The following is a 16,836-nucleotide window of genomic DNA, read 5'->3' as shown; positions in this document are numbered from 1 at the left end:
GGAGAGAAAGATGAGACATTTACTTAGTCCTTTAGACTTTTCCACCGAGGAGCTGGACGAGCTGATGGATCTGGCCGCCGATATCGAGAAGCGCCCCGATACCTATGCGCATGTCTGCGCCGGGAAAAAGCTGGCCACACTGTTTTATGAGCCAAGCACCCGGACCCGTTTAAGCTTCGAATCTGCCATGTTAAGCCTGGGCGGCAGCGTTCTGGGATTTTCTTCCGCAGCATCCAGCTCTGCAGCCAAAGGTGAAAGTGTATCCGACACCATACGCATGATATCCTGCTATTCCGATATCTGTGCCATGAGGCATCCAAAGGAGGGCTCCGCTCTGGTTGCCGCCTCCAAATCTTCTATCCCCGTAATCAACGCCGGTGACGGCGGCCATCAGCACCCCACACAGACTCTGACAGATCTTATGACTATCCGTTCCCTGAAGGGCCGGTTAAAGGATATGACCGTGGGCCTGTGCGGAGACCTGAAATTCGGCCGCACCGTGCATTCGCTGATTCATGCCCTGGTCCGTTATGAAGGCATCAAGTTTATACTGATCTCTCCGGCCGAGCTCAAAATTCCCGACTACATCCGTGAAAGTGTGCTGAATGCCAACCATGTGGAATATGAGGAGGTCACCGACCTGGAGGCCGCCATGCCCCATCTGGATATCCTCTACATGACCCGCGTGCAGAGAGAGCGCTTTTTTAATGAAGAGGAATATATCCGCATGAAAGACTGCTACATCCTGGATAATGCGAAGATGGCGCTGGGAAAGGAAGATATGCTGGTGCTTCATCCCCTGCCCCGCGTCAATGAAATATCTGTGGAGGTGGACGATGATCCGAGAGCCGCATACTTCCGCCAGGTTCAATACGGCGTCTATGTCCGGATGGCTTTGATCATGACATTGCTGGAGGTGAAGAGACCATGTTAAACATATCAGGATTAAAAGAAGGAATCGTACTGGACCACATCCCCGCAGGCAAGAGCATGGATATCTACCGCTATATGGGCCTTGGAGAACTGGACTGCCAGGTGGCGATCATCAAAAATGCGCGCAGCAAAAAGCTGGGCCGCAAAGACATCATCAAAATAGAAGGCGGGCTGGATGTCATTGATCTGGATGTGATCGGATTCATTGATCCGGATATCACGGTCAACATCATCAAAGATGAACGGATTGCAGAAAAGAAGCGCCTGAAGCTGCCCAAGAAGCTGACCAACGTGATCAAATGCAAGAATCCCCGCTGCATCACCTCCATCGAGCAGGAGCTGCCCCATGTATTCCTGCTTTCCGATGAAAAGACGCAGACCTACCGCTGTATGTACTGCGAAGAGAAATATAAATAACGAAACAACAGCCGTCCTTTTTATAGAGAGAAAGGGCGGCTTTTTTTCGTTCTATTTGTTTTATTTCATAGAAAGTACGGCCTATGAATAGGAGACGCTCCGCTTAGGATCGCATTGCGGCGGGATCCTATTTTATAAATGTCTTATAATCCTCATAATTTTCTTTCAAAAGCTTCGGCGTATCCAGACCATAGGGACAGTGGTTCACGCAGTGGTTGCAGTGAATGCAGTTTTCGATGCGTTTCATTTTCTCCTGCCACTCCGGCGTCAGATAGGGGGCCGCGGGGGAACGGCGCAGCAGCAGAGACATCCTGGCGCTGTTCTGGATCTCAATCCCGGCTGGGCACGGCTGGCAATAGCCGCAGCCGCGGCAGAAATTACCGGCCAGCATCTTACGGTCTTTATCAATCACCTCTGTAAGCTTATCGTTTAATACCGGCGGGTTATCTATGTAGGAAAGGAATTCATCCAGCTCCGCTTCCTTCTGTACGCCCCAGATCGGCAGCACGTTGTCAAACTGAGCCAGATAGGCATAAGCTGCTGCCGAGTTGGTGATCAGGCCGCCGGACAGCGCCTTCATGGCGATAAATCCCATATCCGCCCTTCGGCACGCTTCCACGAGCTCCCTCTCCTGATCGGCGGCCAGGTAGGAGAAGGGGAACTGCATCGTATCGTAGAGTCCTGATTCCACCGCTTCCATGGCTACCTTGATCCTGTGATTCGTGATTCCGATAAAGCGTACCTTCCCCTGTGCCTTCGCTTCCAGCATGGCTTCATAGAGCCCGCTTCCATCACCCGGCTTCGGGCAGAATGCCGGATTATGGAACTGGAGCAGATCTACATAATCCGTCTTTAACAGCTTCAGGCTTGTCTCCAGATCTTTCCAAAAATCTGCCGCGTTCTGGGCGGGCGTCTTGGTCGCTATATAGATCCTGCTGCGCAAGCTATTATCACCAAAGGCTTTCCCCAGCTTTTCCTCACTATCCGAATATGACCTTGCCGTATCAAAAAAGGTGATGCCGTGTTCGTAAGCTTTGTGGAGCAGATAGACCGCATCCTCCACGGGTATCCGCTGGATCGGCAGAGCGCCGAATCCGTTTTTGTTCACTGTAATACCTGTTTTTCCTAATGTAACCTGCTGCATAAATCTCTTTCCTTTCCCTGCAGTGTGTTGCAGCCGCATTTATTCAAACGGGAAGCGCACTCCCCATTTCTCTCTCAAACCGTCCATGAGCTTCATGACGCGCAGGATCTCATGATGCGGCATCTCCGGGCATTCGGTATGCCCCTCCCGGATGGCTTTCATTGCGGAACGCACCTCGTATTCATAGCCTGAGATCTGATCTGCCGGACGTCCATAGCGCTTCTCCTGATTTTTGCCGGGCACATAAACCCTGATCTCACGGAAATTGTTGATGCCCTCCACCACGATGTATCCCTTTGTGCCGTTTACCACGCCCCTGGAATCGGTGAAGCTCTCCATATTGCTGTTAAGGACCGCCATCTGTCCGCCTTCATAGATCAGTGTAATGCTGTTTCTGGCATCCACATGCCTGTCCGTCAGAACAGCCGCGGTCACCGCCTCTTTCACCTCGCCGCCCAGCACGATGGACGCGAACGTGATCGGGTATACGCCCAGATCCAGAAGCGCGCCTCCGGCCAGCTCCGGATCGGTCATCCTCTGCACGTGAAACAGCGGAACGCCGAAGCTGGCCGTCACGGAAGTGACCTCTCCTATCTCTCCGCTCTGTATGATCTCCTGGAGCAGCGCGCTCATGGGCTGATAGCGTGTCCAGATCGCTTCCGCAACCAGCAAATGTCTGCTCTCTGCCAATTCGATCAGTTTTTCCGCCTGCCCCGCATTAGCCGTAAAAGCCTTTTCGCACAGCACGTGCTTCCCATGCTCCAGACAGAGCGTTGCATGTTCATAGTGATGGGAATGGGGCGTGGCGATATAGACCAGCTCCACCTCCGGATCTTCTGTCAGTTCTCGATAAGATCCGTACGCTTTTTTAAATCCGTATTGCTCTGCAAATGCCTTTGCACGGTCATAGTCTCTGGCCGCCACGGCGTATCTCTCCACGTCCTTCATCAAAACCAGCGTGGCGGCCATGTCCTTCGCAACGCCGCCCGCTCCCAATACCGCTATTTTCATTCTATCTACCCTCTTTTTCCTATAGTACTCTCACGCTGCTTCGCTGCATTCGGACACCCTCATACATAGTTTTAGTATAACAGGATAAACGCGATCCTGCAAGAGAAGAGGTACTGATCACAGTTTTCGATCATACACCGACAAAGCAAGACAGGACAGGTTATTGTAACTGTAAACAGTAACACAGCGCTTATTCCTCCGTATCTGTCCTCTCCTCTGATATGGGGTTCACATGCACCATACAGTGTTTGACGCGCGGATAGCCTCCTTCTACGGCGTCATGCACCCGCTCTGCGATTCTGTGAGCTTCATCCAGCGTCTGACCGCCATACGCGCTGATCTCAATATCCACATAGATCCTGGATCCGAACATCCTGGTTTTCAGTTCATCCAGTCCCAAGACCCCGTCCTGGCTGCTGACCAGTTCGCGCATGCCCGACACAATCTGGCTGTCGCAGGACTCATCGGTCATTTTCTCAACGGCATCCTTAAAGATATCCACGGACGCCTTTATGATAAACACACAGATCACAACACTGGCCAAGGGGTCCATGACCGGAAAGCCAAGCCTCGCGCCCAATATGCCGATCAGGCTTCCGACCGAGGACAGGGCATCTGAGCGGTGATGCCATGCATCCGCCATCAATGAGGTAGAATTGATCTTTCTCGCCGCATACCTGGTATACCAGTACATCGCTTCTTTCACTATGATGGATATGACTGCCGCAGCCATAGCCAGCATGCCCGGGACCTCCAGCTGTGTATAGCTGCCTCGGCTGATGTTTTCAATTCCTCCCAGTCCGATTCCTGCGCCGGTGGCGCACAGCACCACCGCAAGCAGTATGGAGGCCACGCATTCCATCCGCTCGTGTCCGTAAGGATGCTTCTCATCGGACGCCTTGCCGGATATCCGAAATCCGATGATGACGATGACCGTGCTGAACACATCCGATGCCGAATGCACCGCATCGGAAACCATGGCGCCGGAATGGGCCGCGATTCCCGCAAACAGCTTAAACGCCGACAGAACCACATTGGCGGCGATGCTGTTGGCGCTCACCCGCATGGCGATCTGCTGATCGGTCATATTTTTTTGTTTCCTTTTCATCCCCATCCTCACTTTCCTCTCCTTGTCACGCCATGAAAATGCCGGTTCCTTCCCGCCGCAGTGCGATTCTAAGCGGAGTGTTTTTACTCAATAGGCTAAAATTTACTTTTGACACCCTACCCCTATGATATAAAAAAACACCCGCGGGGCATGCTACTGTCCCACAGATGCTTTATCATCTGCTGAAAATTCTAGCCCGGCTACGCCGCTGTATGCTACGGCCATTAAACACGCCGCTGCGGCATATGATCGTTCCTGCCATACAGCCTGCTGCCTGATCAGTTTGCGCCGCAGCGTCATGCAGCGCAAAGAGATTCCCTCTACCATAGTATATGCGGGCGGACTTGTCAAGTAGCCGTTTATATTTTGTATTGATTATATAGACGGAACTGTTACTATTCAAAGTTGCCGCAAACTTCCCGCGCATGTTCGGACAGAGCAGTAAACCTTGTATGGGTTATAGCACCTCCACCACCTCAAAGCGCTCAAACGTGATAGGCGTTTGAGCGGTAAAAGTATAACCGCGCTTGGCAGCGTCCCGTGTCCAATAGCGTATATTTCCCTCTCTCCATTGTTCTAAATTTTCGTCCTCGCCCTCCAGTTTTACCATATCCCAAGTTAAGTCGCAAAACTTAACGGTTTCAAGATACACCGTCTTTATCACACAGGCCGGTTTGCCACGCCCATCGAGTACAAGCGATAAATCACCAACGTTTGGTGTCTGCTCATCCTCCAATACGATCGAGACTGTTGCGGTTTTCTTTCCGGTAAGTACCAGATCCAAAAGTTCGTCCGCCATTTCAGGGCTATCACCAAAAGCAAAGCATTCAAAATAGCTTTTATTTTCACTTTCCATAGAATTCATTCCTTATCTTATCCTCCTGTAAATTCAGTCGTCCGCTCCATTGAAAATATGGCCATTGCGTTGTCTATGTGTAATCGGCAAAACTGCCCTCGTTACACGTATCAGTCCAAATAAACTGACTTTCCTCTCTACATATTCAATTCCGTTCGCTCCATCAACTGAAACTTACCGTTCTACAACTACTGTGATAAGGAGTAAATCTTCATCGCCTGTATTGATGATACTATGTTCAGAACCTTTTTACAAATATGACAAGTTCCTTTTCTTAATATTTCTTCTTTTCCATCGCAAATGGCTTTTCCATTTCCAGATAATACATAGTTAATATCATCGCTTGTTTCGTGCTTATGCAGACCAATTGAGCCACCGATATGAATAGCATTCATGCCCGGAGCAGTAATTTCTTTCATATCATTAAAATCCAATAACATATTCATTCCTCCGAATTCACATTTTTCAGCTCTACAACCTGAAAGTTATCAAATCAACTTAAACACCATTTTACAATATTTTCAATTAATTCTGTAGGTAATGCTTTATCATAAGGAAAATATATTGCATTTTTCTTAGTGACAAATTCGTTTAACTCCAATGCAAATTTTTCAATAGCTTCAACCCCTGCATAAAAACTGATGTGCTTTTTACAGGCAGAAAATGAGATGGTTTTTCCTTCTTTCTCATAATATGGCATACTCCATAATATACGTTCATTTACACAAGGAACACTGCTTTGTATTATAATCATCATTTCTGTTAAGTGGGGGCGTGTTTCTATGGGTTGCGAATGTATATATTCTAATACTGTTTTGGGCGCTTTCCCACAGTAATGACCTTGATTTGTTCTTTCAAATACTCTCCCGCATTTTGGGCATATCCACATATTCCGTTTCCTCGGTTAAGTCAAATTTTTTGTTCAACAGGCTGAAAGCTGTTTTATTTCAATCGGCAAAGCATGATATATTCTTCTTCATCCTCATCAACCACTTCAAACCCCATTTTTTTATACATTTGTACGGCATAGTTTGCTTTTTGTACGGCGAGTGACGCTTGTTTATATCCTTTCTCATTTAGAATACGGAGCATTTCTTTCATCAAAGCAGTACCTATTCCCAGTCCCCGATAATCCTCATGCACTGAAATTGCAAAGGATGGAGTTTCATTGTCTATATGTCCATAGTCATTCATAATGCGTACCCAAACTGCGCCGACTGCCTCTTTATCAACTTCCGCAACTAAACCTATATCGTCTTGTTTCTTTCCGAAATCAGTGATATATACTTTCAATTCCGGCTGATCAATAATGGATTTAGGCGGTGCAGACATTCCCTCTGGCACAAATATAGCCTCATATAAAAAGATTTCAAGTAAGCCATATTCTTCCTCTGATATCTTTCTGATTTTATAGTCCATGACCGTCTCCTACAATTTCCGATTTTTCAGATACACCTTATTTGCCTCATATGCAGGTGAATTATAGTAGTTTAAGTGTATCACAGCGTTTTCTTTTATACAAGCTTAGACATCCCTTGCAATCAGCTTGCAATCATAACACAGATGACATATAATAAGAACCCTCCATTGTAACACCATACTTTTAAAATAAGATATCATACCATAGGTTGGAGGTGGTCTGCCGTGAACACATACACAACTTCGCAGGTCGCTGCCATGATTGGAATACATCCAAATACAGTGCGTCTGTATGAAGAATGGGGCATTATTCCAAGGCCAGAGCGGAAATCGAATGGGTATCGGATCTTTACGGATTTTCACATTGAGCAAATCCGGCTTGCCCGTACCGCCTTTCAGATTGAAATTCTGCAGAATGGCCTGCGAAAAAAAATATTTCAAATGGTCAAGCTGTCGGCAGCGGGTAAGTTTGATCAGGCCCTTACCCTTACGGAAACATATGTAAGCGGGCTGCGCCAAGAGCGTGACAATGCGGAGGATGCAATCCACATTGTAAAACAAATCATATCCGGTGAAACCCAAGAAAACAGGGCTTTTATGAAGCGGAAAGAAGTATCCGAGTATTTAGGCATTTCAATGGACGCCCTGCGAAACTGGGAAATGAACGGTTTGCTGGCGGTTAAGCGGAAAGAAAACGGCTATCGTATCTATACCGGTGATGACATCAAACGGCTGAAAATTATCCGCTCCCTGCGCTGTGCCAATTACTCGCTGGAGGCCATTTTGCGGATGCTCCGGCAGCTAACCCAAAATCCCAATGTGGATATTAAGGCTGCGCTCAACACGCCGAGACCATCCGACGATATTATCTCGGCTTGTGACCAGTTGATTTTCTCTCTATCTGCGGCGGAGAAAAACGCCGTCATCCTGATGGAAATGTTACAGAAAATGAAAAGACAATATTCATAAACCCTCCATCTTACCACCAATGTTTTCATTGATGGTATTCTTTTATCATCACAAAAAGGAGGATATATGAATGCAGGAAGCACTCAAAGTCGAGCAGTTGTCAAAATCATACGGCAATCTGCTTGTGTTGGACAGCCTGAACCTATGTGTCCGGCAAAATACAGTTTTCGGTTTGCTGGGGGCAAACGGCGCGGGAAAGACCACAGCGATCGAATGTATTTTGGGGACAAAGAAGGCCGACCGCGGCTCAATTTCCGTCCTCGGCCGTGATCCCCATAAAGACCGGCGCAATTTGTTCCAGGAGGTAGGCGTTCAATTTCAAGAGGGCGATTACCAACCGGAAATCAAGGTTTCGGAACTATGCGAGGAAACTGCTTGCCTCTACAAAAGCCCCTCTGATTGGAAATCGCTGTGTAAGCAATTTGGCATCAAAGACAAGGTGAACCGGACGGTTAAAAGTCTATCCGGCGGGGAACGCCAGCGGCTTTTCATTGTTCTGGCTTTAATTCCCGATCCCAAACTTGTCTTTCTTGACGAGCTGACAACCGGGCTTGACGCAAAAGCGCGGCGGGATGTCTGGAAAATACTTGAGAATCTGAAAAGCAAAGGGCTGACCATCTTTTTGACTTCGCACTTCATGGACGAGGTTGAGGCCCTGTGTGATGAAATCTGCATCCTTAAAAACGGCAGGGCTGTTTTCTGCGGAACAGCAACTCAGGCAAAAGAACTATGTAGCTGTGAGAAATTTGAGGATGCGTATTTGGCGATTACCGGTGAGGAGGGAATCGAATGAGAACCTTTGGAACGCTCTTGAAAAATGAGTTGAAGCTCAGTATCCGAAATATGAATATGGTGATTTTCGCAATCATCATGCCGCTTTTGGTCTTGGTCATCCTAGGATTTCTCTATGGCACTAAATCTGCCGCTGGCACAGCATACACCTTTTTAGATCAGTCCTTTGGCGCGCTTTGCACAATCTCCATCTGTGCGGGGGGCTTGATGGGGCTGCCCCTGGTGGTGGCGGAATACCGGGAGCGCAAAATCCTGAAACGCTTTCAAGTGACCCCGGTAAGTCCTGTTATGCTTCTGGCTGTGGAGTTCACAATCTATGTGATTTATGCTGTTTTATCCATGATGACCCTGCTGCCTGTGGCAAAGTTGTTTTGGAATGTCACCATTCATGGTTCGTGGCTGGCGTTTTTGGGGAGCTGGATGCTGACGATGGTATCTACGCTGAGCATCGGAATGATGGTGGGCGGCATCGCGAAAAACGAAAAGACCGCGAGTGTGATTGCCTGTGTGCTCTATTTTCCCATGCTTATTTTTTCCGGCGCGACATTACCGTTTGAAGTCATGCCTGAAATGATGCAAAAGATCATCCGTGTATTCCCCATGACCCAGGGAATTCAACTTATGAAAGAAACTTCTCTTGGTCTTCCGGCCGGCAGCGTCTGGCTTCCCATTACCGTGATGGGAACCGTGACCGTTCTCTGTACCGGAATCGCGGTAATATGCTTTAAGTGGGAGTAAAGCTTATTTTACGGCGGCTTTTGAGAAATCAAAGCCGCCGTTTTACAGCCATTACTCTAAAGCTTTGCGGCTGTATTCCTCCTGAAGCTTCAGATAGATTTTATACTGTTCCATCGTCACATCCGGAGGCGTCTGGTGATCGACGCCGGGCACATAGCCCCCCACGCGCATGGCGGGCAGGATCCGTTCAAACTCCTGACGCATGGCATCTTCACCCAGATGCATGATCGTCTTATCATAGCCTCCCAGCACAAACAGCTGGGGATACTGCTTCTTAATACGGTTTACATCCACTCCGGCCTGCCTCTCTAAGGGCAGCACCCCTTCAATGCCGGATTCCAATAGCCAGGGCAGCATCGGCTCTAAGTTGCCGTCCGTATCCACAACCACCTTAATTCCGTGGGATTTTAACTGCGGCACAATCCGGACATAGTAGGGCGCGATAAATTCATCATAACAGTCCTTCGACAGCATGGGGCCCTGATTATAGGACATGTCCTCCGCAAAGGTCATGAAATCCGGCGTGAGGATCTTGCAGAATTCCTCTACCGCATATTGCTGGAACTCCATGTTGTCCTGATTCATACGGTGCATCAGTTCCGGCTCATCATAAAAAGCATACAGATGCTCTTCTATCCCCATGAGCGTCCTCGGATACCAGAAATACCCCTCTAATGTCATCCAGATCACCAGCTCGCCCGATTCGTGCCGCTCTTTTAAGGTACGCAGATAGTCCAGTGTGGGAATCAGCATATCTTTGTTGTAAAGATACCCCTTTTCTTTCATCTCATCGTATTCCTTTGCGGAATGAACCACCGGAGCTCCGTTGTGGGCGGGCGCCGGAAGTTTTGGAGACTTGTGATTGATGCAGACCTGCTGCAGCAGATCCAGCCCCCAGTACTCATTTACCTCCAGATTGGTAAGTCCTGCAGGAAGGCCCTGCTGTTCCCAGGCTCTCTGCGTGATATCCCACCAGGGCGCCCACTCCACGGTGGGAAGCCTGTCGGCTGTCCGCACGCCGTTTAATGCGGCATGAAACCTTTCTCTGTTTGTCATCACTGTAACCTCCTCTTAATAATGTCACCAACCGAAGGTTGATGACCTGCGCACACTTCAGTGTGCTTCCTCTTAATAATGTCACCAACCGAAGGTTGATGACCTACGCACACTTCAGTGTGCTGCTCCTTCAAGAACCGTTTCCAAATAACCTGGACAGAGGCCGCACGATATTCGCCAGATCCTGTATGGCCTCATTGAGCGTATCCATATCTATGGCGTCAAGCTTCTCCATGGCCTGGCTCATGCTTTCCTCGCTGGAAGACACCAGACTGTCCAGATCCGCGAACAGCTTCTCCAGATCCATATTTTCCAGCTGGCCTGCGGCTGTTTTTACGCCTGTCATGGAGACCTCCAGATCGTTCATGATCGTGTTCACCCGCGGCAGCAGAACGATGACACAGAGGACAGCCAGTATCAGCACGCCGACACAGGCCGAAGCCATGATCACCGTCATCCGGTACTGTTTTCTTGCGTACTCTTCCTGCTTTCTGTTTGCCTCTTCCATCCTTTTCATCATCTGATACAGTTCCTCATTCATGCGCGCACCTCCGGTTATTATAAATCTCATTATAATATAAAATCCCTCCGCTGCAAGTCTTTCTTTCTCTGCAGTGAAGGGATTTGTATAAACTCTTTATAAAACCTTACTCAAGAAGTTTTTCAGCCTTTCGCTCTTCGGATGGTCGAAAAATTCTTTCGGTTCATTTTCTTCGATAATGCTTCCCTGATCCATAAAAATCACTCTGGAGGCCACTTCCCTGGCAAATCCCATCTCATGGGTTACCACCACCATGGTCATATGCTCCTCTGCCAGCTCTCGCATAACATTTAAGACCTCACCCACCATCTCAGGATCAAGCGCTGAAGTAGGCTCGTCAAACAGCATCACATCCGGATTCATGCAGAGCGCCCGGACAATTGCGATCCTCTGTTTCTGACCGCCGGAGAGCTGGTCCGGATAGGCGTCCGCCCGGTCTTTGAGGCCGACTCTCTCTAACAGCTTCATCGCCTGCTCTTCCGCTTCTTCACGGCTTTTTCCCTGCAGCTTCATCGGCGCCAGCGTCAGGTTTTTCATGACGGACATGTGGGGAAAGAGATGAAACAGCTGGAATACCATCCCCATCTTCTGACGGTGCGCATTGATATCCACCTTTTTGTCCGTGATGTCCGTTCCTTCAAAATAGATATGTCCGCTGGTTGGAACCTCCAGCAGATTCAGACAGCGCAGGAATGTGCTCTTGCCCGAGCCGGATGGCCCGACGATCAGCACCACATCGCCCTGATAAATATCCAGAGACACACCGTTTAAGGCATTCATCGCGCCATAGGTCTTTATAATATTTTCTGCCTGTATCAAAGGCTGTGCATTTCTACCGCTCACTTCTGTGCAGCCTCCTTTCCAGACGTGTTACAAAAAACTGAAACAGCATCACCATACACAGATAAATCAGCGCCACTGCTAGCAGAGGCATGGAAGCAAAGGTACGGCTTCGTATGATATCGCCCCCCTTGGTCAGATCCTGCAGCGCTATGTATCCTGAAACAGAGGTTTCCTTTAAGAGCACGATGAACTCGTTGCCCAAAGCGGGCAGTACATTTTTGAAAGCCTGAGGCATCACAATATAGCGCATGGTCTGCACATAGTTAAATCCCAGGCTGCGTCCGGCTTCTGCCTGTCCCTCCGGCACCGACATGATGCCGCTTCGCACAATTTCCGCCACATATGCGCCGGAATTGATGCCGAAGGCGATGATCGCCACCAGGACCTTGTTGATATCCACAGAACCGAATACCACGAAATAGATAATCAGCAGCTGCACCACCACAGGCGTGCCGCGGATCACCGTAAGATAAACGCGGCAGATGGCATTCGCGATCTTCAGCTTACGGGTTTTGTCATAGGTTGAACGGATAATCGCCACTAAAAAGCCAAGACAGATGCCGATCAGGCAGGCGAAAAATGTCACCTCCAGCGTCACCAGCAGGCCGTCCGCGATATACCGCCAACGCTCTTCCTTAATAAAATTCAGATAAAAGCTTTTCGCAAATTTTTCAAACATGTACGATTTCCCGACTTTCCGAGTTTGTTCTTACAAAGGGTACTTTATTCTGCGGTAATATACTTATCGATGATCTCCTGAAGCTTTCCGGATTCCTTCATCTTGGCCAGAACCCCATTGATCTGCTCACGCAGCTCATCGTTTTCCTTGGATACCGCGATCGCATAATCCTCAATGGTAAATTCCTCATCCAGAATCTTTAAGCCTTCATTTTCCTTCACGAAAACCTTGGCAGGTTCACGGTCGATAATCACCGCATCCACTTTGCTCTGCGTCAAAGCCTGGACAGCTTCCATACCTTTATTATAGCGTTCCACTGTGGCATCCTCGATATCATCCGCATAGAGATCGCCGGTGGTTCCCAGCTGTACGCCGATCTTCTTGCCCGCCAGATCATCCGGCGTAGCGATAGCGCTGTCCTCTTTCAGTATAATAACCTGAGCTGCCTTGGTATAAGGGTCGGTGAAATTCACAAACTCCAGACGGTCCTCATCTATGGTCATGCCTGCAACGCCGATATCCGCCTTGCCGCCCTGTACAGCCAGCACGATGGAATCAAATGCCATGTCTTCTACTTTCAGTTCCATACCCAGCTCGTTTGCGATTTCCCTCGCAATCTCCACATCAATTCCCACTACTTCCTGATTTTCATAATACTCATAGGGAGGGAACTCCGCGTTGGTAGCCATTACCAGCGTGCCGTTCGTCTTAGCGCCGGTTTCCCCCGCATCCTCTTTCTTGCTGCATCCGCCGAGGACGGCCGCCATCATACTGAAAACAACCAATAAAGTCAATACCTTTTTCATGATTCCTCATTCTCCTCATTTTTCATGGAATTACCCCAGACTATAAAGCCCAGGGTAACTACGATTATAGCGTATTTTTGAAAATATACAAGTATAAATATACATTTTAAATGCATATTCCAGAACTTTCTACGATTTTACCAGATCCGGCCCTGTTTCAAGGCAGCTCTGCAGCACACCGCACAGCCTGTCCACGTCTTCCAGGCCGATCACCAGCTGCAGCTGTCCATCCAAAAGGAATACTCCCTTCACCGGCTTCACCTTTTCCAGCCTTCGCCTCTGCGCCAGCTCTGGTTCCTTTAAAACCAGGCGCAGCCTGACCGCGCAGTGGAATACCCGCTCAATATTGTCCCGTCCTCCGGCCAGCCGGATCACCTCGGCGGCAAATTTACGATCTGCCGGTTCACTCATTTTATTATCCATATGCGTCCCTCACTGTACGGATCTATTGCGGCGCTATAGAAGCCATACCTCCGAGTCCTTTTTCTTATTTGCGGACTGCAGCTTTCTGCTTAGCGCATCCACGGTTATCCTGTCAAGCTTTTCACGGCAGGTACGGTCCAGATCCTCATAGACTAAATCCAGCTCTCCGGCCATTCCGGCTCCAACAGGGCAATCCAGCTCCTGGCTGCCCGATCTCCACGGAGCGCTGACTACCGGCATATCCAGCGCTTCACAGATATCTCCCAGAGTCATGGCCTTCGGCGATCCTGTCAGATAATAACCGCCGTCCACCCCCTCTTTTGTCCCTACAAGGCCCGCCTTTTTCAGGCTAGCCATCACCTTGCGCACTCTGGCGGGATTGGTGCATATATTTTTCGCCAGCGTCTCGCTGGACAGCGCAGCTGTCCCTTCCCCATAATCCTCCCCGCATTTCACATTCAGATATACCAGGGCGTGTACCGCTACCACAAACTCTCCTGTCATTGTACTTCCCTCCCTTTCCATATTTGTAATTATATAGATTACAGTTATTTCTGTCAACTTTTTTCAAATCGACGGAATAAACCTCTGAAAGCTGTCTATAATCTCTATAACAATTACAGAAGGAATACATATCATATAAAGTGGAAACAAAAATGGAGGTACAAATTATGTATGAAGCTAAGATTCAGATGAATTCCATGGAATCGGTGCAGGACTTTGTATTTGGCGCCAGAAAATTTGATTTTGATATTGATATAGAAAAAGGCAGCATCATCTATGATGCCAAATCCATCCTGGGGGTTATCTGCCTGGGACTGGGCAATGTGCTGAAAGTAAAATACAATGACCGGAATGAAGACTTTGAAGCATTGCTGAACCGCTACCGGGTGGCAGACGCCGGTGCGGTTCTCTAAACCGCAGGCATATACCAGCCGCTTAACGCAAGGCAAAGCATACCGCCGTAATAAAAGAGAAGATTAAAAAATTTTCCGATCTTCCACTGTTTTTCATAGAAGTAGAGGAACAGGATAATTCCGTCGGATACGAAGAACAAAAATGCCCCCGCAGCGATCCAGGCGGTCCCCGATGCAAATTTGCAGGCGGCGGCAAGCAGCAGTCCCTTTGAAAACAGCAGCCCCACAAAAAAAGCATAGCAGAGCACGTAGGGCAGCATATCCTTTACATGCATCCCCTTAAGCCGAGTGAGGCCCCAGGTTACCGTAACCGCAGCAGACGGTATGATCAGATCCGTCCAATGAAAGGCCGACAGGTTCAGAAAACATACTATAAACAGGATATGGGCCATAAGAAAAGAAGCGAGTCCTCCCATCAGGAGCACGCGGCTGTCTTTGCCCTGGCACAGCGCCAGAAAGAAATCCCCCAGGAAGCAAAACAGAAAGGGAGGCAGCAGGCTGTATATAAAGGCGCTGTTTCCGCGCAGAGCGAGGCCGGCCAAAAGCAATGCGATGAAGCCGGCGCTGTTTGCACACTTTGCAGGAACATGCCATGCCTTCCAGCTCTTTCTATAGCAGGTTCCAATCAATATCAGAAACAATGCGAGATATACGGTTAGCAGGGCTGTTCTCATAGGGCCTCTCCTTTTTTGCGCATAATTTTCATCGCGCGGATCTCCTGTTTCGTTCCGGCATCCACGGAACAGGATTCCATAATCTTCTGCAGAGCCTTCTGATATGTCACATCATCCAGTCCATTATCCCCCCTTCGCAGATACTCCATCACCGGTCCGGGAAATTTTACAAAACAGACGGACACCGCCCAGGCAACAGCCATCCGAACATAATAGAAATCTGACTTTATGCCGTCAAGGGCGCACAGCACCTGTGGCAGATGAGCTTCATCCACATAGTAGTTCAGAAGCATCACCACAGCAAAGCGCACGGTATAAGGGCGTTCTGAGCGCAGGCATTCCGTGACAAATTCCCATACGGCTTCCGGTTCCCTGCGCGCGATTTTCAGGCTGCAGCAGAAGCTGTCGCATACGCTCCAGTTATCAATCTTCGGCAAAAATGCCCGAATGAACGGAAGAACCGTCTCAAAGGGCTCTTTCAGGCAGCCAATCACCATTCCCTGCAGCATGATCTCCTCATACGTGCCGTCCCATGCGTTCAAAAGGTACCCGGTGCCACGGCACCTGCACACCTTCCCGGCGATTTTTCTAAGCTTTGGCAGCCGCACACCCAGCACATGATCCACGCCGGGCATCAGGGATGAAGTAAATCTCTGAAATTCCGGTTCAGCCAGCTCCCTAAGGGTCTTCCTGATTTCTTCATTGGTCATAACACCCTCCCACGGCTTACTGCGCAGAAGCGTCCTGTTCAAAATAGTCCTTATAGTCCACTTCAATCTGCTTTTTCATCCGCTTCATACTGTAATAAAGATGTTCCTTTAAGGCTTCTTCCAGTCCGTCCTTATCTTTTCTCTCCAGCAGTTCAAACAGCAGCTTATGCTCTTTAATGATCCTTGTAAAGTCCGTCTCCGTCACGAAATCAAGCATCCTGAACCTGGTATAATGCAACTGCTGCGCCTGGATAATCTCCCAGAGTTTTCTCTTATCCGTGGCTTCAAACCATATAGCATGCAGTTTGGCATCCATCCGATAGAACTGTTCCGGTTCGAAATCCGCCTCCAAAATAAGCGCCTGCTGCTTGCGGATCATGTATCGGATATCCTCCATGATCATCGGGGTTGCCACATCTATAAAGTCACGCATCACCATGGTTTCCACCGCGACCCTCATATAGATAATCTGTCTGATATTGTTTAAATTCAGCAGCGTCACATAGGTGCCGCGGTATGGAATCGTATCCACAAAGCCCTGCTCCTGCAGCCTCCAGAGCGCATCTCTCACCGGGGTTCTGGATACCTGAAACCGTTCGCAGATTTCATTTTCGCTGATAGCTTGCCCTGGCTTTAATTCCAAATCCAGAATCTCCTGTTTTAATATTTCAAATACCATATGAGCCCGGTTTTTATAAGTTTTTTCTTCCATATGCTTCCTTTCCGGTGCCAAGCGCAGGGGACCAAACAGAATCCCGCTTGTGGGATTCTCCTATTGAATGAAATCTTTTTTATTACAT

The 16,836-nt window shown here is 48.7% G+C and carries 23 protein-coding genes and 1 riboswitch; of the genes, 6 read left to right on the top strand and 17 right to left on the bottom strand.

Annotated features, from left to right (window positions below; all coding sequences use genetic code 11):
- The first annotated feature begins 10 nt into the window (after nucleotides 1-10).
- Together pyrB and DWZ56_RS16850 are read left to right on the top strand one after the other, a co-directional pair.
- Entirely contained in the window at nucleotides 11-934 is a 924-nt protein-coding gene (gene pyrB / locus DWZ56_RS16855; RefSeq protein WP_118557770.1) for an aspartate carbamoyltransferase, read from the top strand.
- Nucleotides 928-1,350, top strand: a complete 423-nt coding sequence (locus tag DWZ56_RS16850) for an aspartate carbamoyltransferase regulatory subunit (protein ID WP_118557769.1) — start codon at nucleotides 928-930, stop codon at nucleotides 1,348-1,350. The genes pyrB and DWZ56_RS16850 overlap by 7 nt, the downstream gene beginning before the upstream one ends.
- A gap of 127 nt (nucleotides 1,351-1,477) precedes the next feature.
- On the opposite strand, the gene DWZ56_RS16845 is transcribed toward DWZ56_RS16850, so the two are convergent.
- From DWZ56_RS16845 to DWZ56_RS16815, 7 genes are all read right to left on the bottom strand, one after another.
- Nucleotides 1,478-2,494 (bottom strand): aldo/keto reductase, encoded by a 1,017-nt coding sequence (locus DWZ56_RS16845; RefSeq protein ID WP_118557768.1) that lies wholly within the window; start codon nucleotides 2,492-2,494, stop codon nucleotides 1,478-1,480.
- A gap of 39 nt (nucleotides 2,495-2,533) precedes the next feature.
- Nucleotides 2,534-3,505 (bottom strand): Gfo/Idh/MocA family protein, encoded by a 972-nt coding sequence (locus tag DWZ56_RS16840; protein WP_118557767.1) that lies wholly within the window; start codon nucleotides 3,503-3,505, stop codon nucleotides 2,534-2,536.
- Between the two features lie 190 nt (nucleotides 3,506-3,695).
- A complete protein-coding gene (locus tag DWZ56_RS16835; RefSeq protein ID WP_118557826.1) occupies nucleotides 3,696-4,613 on the bottom strand; it encodes a cation diffusion facilitator family transporter in 918 nt (305 codons plus the stop codon).
- 154 nt (nucleotides 4,614-4,767) lie between these two features.
- Nucleotides 4,768-4,905: riboswitch (NiCo riboswitch) on the bottom strand.
- Between the two features lie 165 nt (nucleotides 4,906-5,070).
- A complete protein-coding gene (locus tag DWZ56_RS16830; RefSeq protein ID WP_118557766.1) occupies nucleotides 5,071-5,478 on the bottom strand; it encodes an ASCH domain-containing protein in 408 nt (135 codons plus the stop codon).
- Between the two features lie 179 nt (nucleotides 5,479-5,657).
- Nucleotides 5,658-5,909, bottom strand: coding sequence for a cupin domain-containing protein (locus tag DWZ56_RS16825; protein ID WP_243095333.1), 252 nt, complete (start codon nucleotides 5,907-5,909; stop codon nucleotides 5,658-5,660).
- Nucleotides 5,910-5,962: 53 nt separating this feature from the next.
- Nucleotides 5,963-6,358, bottom strand: a complete 396-nt coding sequence (locus DWZ56_RS16820) for an iron chaperone (RefSeq protein ID WP_118557765.1) — start codon at nucleotides 6,356-6,358, stop codon at nucleotides 5,963-5,965.
- A 53-nt stretch (nucleotides 6,359-6,411) separates the two neighbouring features.
- Complete coding sequence (locus DWZ56_RS16815; protein ID WP_118557764.1) at nucleotides 6,412-6,888, bottom strand: GNAT family N-acetyltransferase; 477 nt, start codon at nucleotides 6,886-6,888, stop codon at nucleotides 6,412-6,414.
- 225 nt (nucleotides 6,889-7,113) lie between these two features.
- Between DWZ56_RS16815 and DWZ56_RS16810 the strand changes: the two genes are divergently transcribed.
- The 3 genes from DWZ56_RS16810 to DWZ56_RS16800 all read left to right on the top strand — a co-directional run bounded on the left by DWZ56_RS16810 (nucleotide 7,114) and on the right by DWZ56_RS16800 (nucleotide 9,387).
- On the top strand, nucleotides 7,114-7,857 hold the full coding sequence (locus DWZ56_RS16810; RefSeq protein ID WP_118557763.1) for a MerR family transcriptional regulator: 744 nt from the start codon (nucleotides 7,114-7,116) through the stop codon (nucleotides 7,855-7,857).
- Between the two features lie 70 nt (nucleotides 7,858-7,927).
- On the top strand, nucleotides 7,928-8,650 hold the full coding sequence (locus DWZ56_RS16805) for an ABC transporter ATP-binding protein (RefSeq protein WP_118557762.1): 723 nt from the start codon (nucleotides 7,928-7,930) through the stop codon (nucleotides 8,648-8,650).
- Nucleotides 8,647-9,387: an ABC transporter permease gene (locus DWZ56_RS16800; RefSeq protein WP_118557761.1), complete on the top strand. Its 741-nt coding sequence runs from the start codon at nucleotides 8,647-8,649 to the stop codon at nucleotides 9,385-9,387. The genes DWZ56_RS16805 and DWZ56_RS16800 overlap by 4 nt, the downstream gene beginning before the upstream one ends.
- Before the next feature lie 51 nt (nucleotides 9,388-9,438).
- Here the strand turns inward: DWZ56_RS16800 and DWZ56_RS16795 are convergent, their stop codons facing one another.
- The 7 genes from DWZ56_RS16795 to DWZ56_RS16765 form a co-directional block, all read right to left on the bottom strand.
- On the bottom strand, nucleotides 9,439-10,443 hold the full coding sequence (locus DWZ56_RS16795) for a uroporphyrinogen decarboxylase family protein (RefSeq protein WP_118557760.1): 1,005 nt from the start codon (nucleotides 10,441-10,443) through the stop codon (nucleotides 9,439-9,441).
- 130 nt (nucleotides 10,444-10,573) lie between these two features.
- Complete coding sequence (locus DWZ56_RS16790) at nucleotides 10,574-10,984, bottom strand: hypothetical protein (protein WP_118557759.1); 411 nt, start codon at nucleotides 10,982-10,984, stop codon at nucleotides 10,574-10,576.
- Nucleotides 10,985-11,080: 96 nt separating this feature from the next.
- The gene (locus DWZ56_RS16785; protein ID WP_118557825.1) at nucleotides 11,081-11,764 is read right to left on the bottom strand and encodes an amino acid ABC transporter ATP-binding protein; all 684 of its coding nucleotides are present in this window, start codon (nucleotides 11,762-11,764) and stop codon (nucleotides 11,081-11,083) included.
- A gap of 52 nt (nucleotides 11,765-11,816) precedes the next feature.
- On the bottom strand, nucleotides 11,817-12,506 hold the full coding sequence (locus tag DWZ56_RS16780; protein WP_118557758.1) for an amino acid ABC transporter permease: 690 nt from the start codon (nucleotides 12,504-12,506) through the stop codon (nucleotides 11,817-11,819).
- A gap of 44 nt (nucleotides 12,507-12,550) precedes the next feature.
- Entirely contained in the window at nucleotides 12,551-13,312 is a 762-nt protein-coding gene (locus DWZ56_RS16775) for a basic amino acid ABC transporter substrate-binding protein (protein WP_118557757.1), read from the bottom strand.
- A 129-nt stretch (nucleotides 13,313-13,441) separates the two neighbouring features.
- Nucleotides 13,442-13,735, bottom strand: a complete 294-nt coding sequence (locus DWZ56_RS16770; RefSeq protein ID WP_118557756.1) for a PTS transporter subunit EIIB — start codon at nucleotides 13,733-13,735, stop codon at nucleotides 13,442-13,444.
- Nucleotides 13,736-13,768: 33 nt separating this feature from the next.
- Nucleotides 13,769-14,239, bottom strand: a complete 471-nt coding sequence (locus DWZ56_RS16765) for an RrF2 family transcriptional regulator (protein ID WP_118557755.1) — start codon at nucleotides 14,237-14,239, stop codon at nucleotides 13,769-13,771.
- Between the two features lie 167 nt (nucleotides 14,240-14,406).
- Between DWZ56_RS16765 and DWZ56_RS16760 the strand changes: the two genes are divergently transcribed.
- Nucleotides 14,407-14,652 carry an HPr family phosphocarrier protein gene (locus DWZ56_RS16760; protein ID WP_118557754.1) on the top strand — a complete coding sequence of 82 codons (246 nt, stop codon included), beginning with the start codon at nucleotides 14,407-14,409 and terminating at the stop codon, nucleotides 14,650-14,652.
- On the opposite strand, the gene DWZ56_RS16755 is transcribed toward DWZ56_RS16760, so the two are convergent.
- From DWZ56_RS16755 to DWZ56_RS16745, 3 genes are read right to left on the bottom strand one after another with little or no spacing between them, the layout of a single operon-like run.
- Entirely contained in the window at nucleotides 14,649-15,326 is a 678-nt protein-coding gene (locus DWZ56_RS16755) for a lysoplasmalogenase family protein (RefSeq protein ID WP_118557753.1), read from the bottom strand. The two genes, DWZ56_RS16760 and DWZ56_RS16755, sit on opposite strands and share 4 nt — an antisense overlap.
- Nucleotides 15,323-16,036, bottom strand: coding sequence for a DNA alkylation repair protein (locus DWZ56_RS16750; RefSeq protein WP_118557752.1), 714 nt, complete (start codon nucleotides 16,034-16,036; stop codon nucleotides 15,323-15,325). The genes DWZ56_RS16755 and DWZ56_RS16750 overlap by 4 nt, the downstream gene beginning before the upstream one ends.
- Before the next feature lie 16 nt (nucleotides 16,037-16,052).
- Nucleotides 16,053-16,748, bottom strand: a complete 696-nt coding sequence (locus tag DWZ56_RS16745; protein ID WP_118557751.1) for a GntR family transcriptional regulator — start codon at nucleotides 16,746-16,748, stop codon at nucleotides 16,053-16,055.
- Between the last annotated feature and the right edge of the window lie 88 nt (nucleotides 16,749-16,836).

The sequence above is a fragment of the Lachnotalea sp. AF33-28 genome, from assembly GCF_003477885.1.
Classification (GTDB): Bacteria; Bacillota; Clostridia; order Lachnospirales; family Lachnospiraceae; genus AF33-28.
This window is presented reverse-complemented; position numbering and strand designations above follow the sequence as displayed.

Excerpts from the sequence above, each read along its gene's own strand:
- pyrB (WP_118557770.1), top strand. The coding sequence starts at position 11 with ATGAGACATTTACTTAGTCCTTTAGACTTTTCCACCGAGGAGCTGGAC.
- DWZ56_RS16850 (WP_118557769.1), top strand. The coding sequence starts at position 928 with ATGTTAAACATATCAGGATTAAAAGAAGGAATCGTACTGGACCACATC.
- DWZ56_RS16845 (WP_118557768.1), bottom strand. The coding sequence starts at position 2,494 with ATGCAGCAGGTTACATTAGGAAAAACAGGTATTACAGTGAACAAAAAC.
- DWZ56_RS16840 (WP_118557767.1), bottom strand. The coding sequence starts at position 3,505 with ATGAAAATAGCGGTATTGGGAGCGGGCGGCGTTGCGAAGGACATGGCC.
- DWZ56_RS16835 (WP_118557826.1), bottom strand. The coding sequence starts at position 4,613 with ATGAAAAGGAAACAAAAAAATATGACCGATCAGCAGATCGCCATGCGG.
- DWZ56_RS16830 (WP_118557766.1), bottom strand. The coding sequence starts at position 5,478 with ATGAATTCTATGGAAAGTGAAAATAAAAGCTATTTTGAATGCTTTGCT.
- DWZ56_RS16825 (WP_243095333.1), bottom strand. The coding sequence starts at position 5,909 with ATGTTATTGGATTTTAATGATATGAAAGAAATTACTGCTCCGGGCATG.
- DWZ56_RS16820 (WP_118557765.1), bottom strand. The coding sequence starts at position 6,358 with ATGTGGATATGCCCAAAATGCGGGAGAGTATTTGAAAGAACAAATCAA.
- DWZ56_RS16815 (WP_118557764.1), bottom strand. The coding sequence starts at position 6,888 with ATGGACTATAAAATCAGAAAGATATCAGAGGAAGAATATGGCTTACTT.
- DWZ56_RS16805 (WP_118557762.1), top strand. The coding sequence starts at position 7,928 with ATGCAGGAAGCACTCAAAGTCGAGCAGTTGTCAAAATCATACGGCAAT.
- DWZ56_RS16800 (WP_118557761.1), top strand. The coding sequence starts at position 8,647 with ATGAGAACCTTTGGAACGCTCTTGAAAAATGAGTTGAAGCTCAGTATC.
- DWZ56_RS16795 (WP_118557760.1), bottom strand. The coding sequence starts at position 10,443 with ATGACAAACAGAGAAAGGTTTCATGCCGCATTAAACGGCGTGCGGACA.
- DWZ56_RS16790 (WP_118557759.1), bottom strand. The coding sequence starts at position 10,984 with ATGAATGAGGAACTGTATCAGATGATGAAAAGGATGGAAGAGGCAAAC.
- DWZ56_RS16785 (WP_118557825.1), bottom strand. The coding sequence starts at position 11,764 with ATGAATGCCTTAAACGGTGTGTCTCTGGATATTTATCAGGGCGATGTG.
- DWZ56_RS16780 (WP_118557758.1), bottom strand. The coding sequence starts at position 12,506 with ATGTTTGAAAAATTTGCGAAAAGCTTTTATCTGAATTTTATTAAGGAA.
- DWZ56_RS16775 (WP_118557757.1), bottom strand. The coding sequence starts at position 13,312 with ATGAAAAAGGTATTGACTTTATTGGTTGTTTTCAGTATGATGGCGGCC.
- DWZ56_RS16770 (WP_118557756.1), bottom strand. The coding sequence starts at position 13,735 with ATGGATAATAAAATGAGTGAACCGGCAGATCGTAAATTTGCCGCCGAG.
- DWZ56_RS16765 (WP_118557755.1), bottom strand. The coding sequence starts at position 14,239 with ATGACAGGAGAGTTTGTGGTAGCGGTACACGCCCTGGTATATCTGAAT.
- DWZ56_RS16760 (WP_118557754.1), top strand. The coding sequence starts at position 14,407 with ATGTATGAAGCTAAGATTCAGATGAATTCCATGGAATCGGTGCAGGAC.
- DWZ56_RS16755 (WP_118557753.1), bottom strand. The coding sequence starts at position 15,326 with ATGAGAACAGCCCTGCTAACCGTATATCTCGCATTGTTTCTGATATTG.
- DWZ56_RS16750 (WP_118557752.1), bottom strand. The coding sequence starts at position 16,036 with ATGACCAATGAAGAAATCAGGAAGACCCTTAGGGAGCTGGCTGAACCG.
- DWZ56_RS16745 (WP_118557751.1), bottom strand. The coding sequence starts at position 16,748 with ATGGAAGAAAAAACTTATAAAAACCGGGCTCATATGGTATTTGAAATA.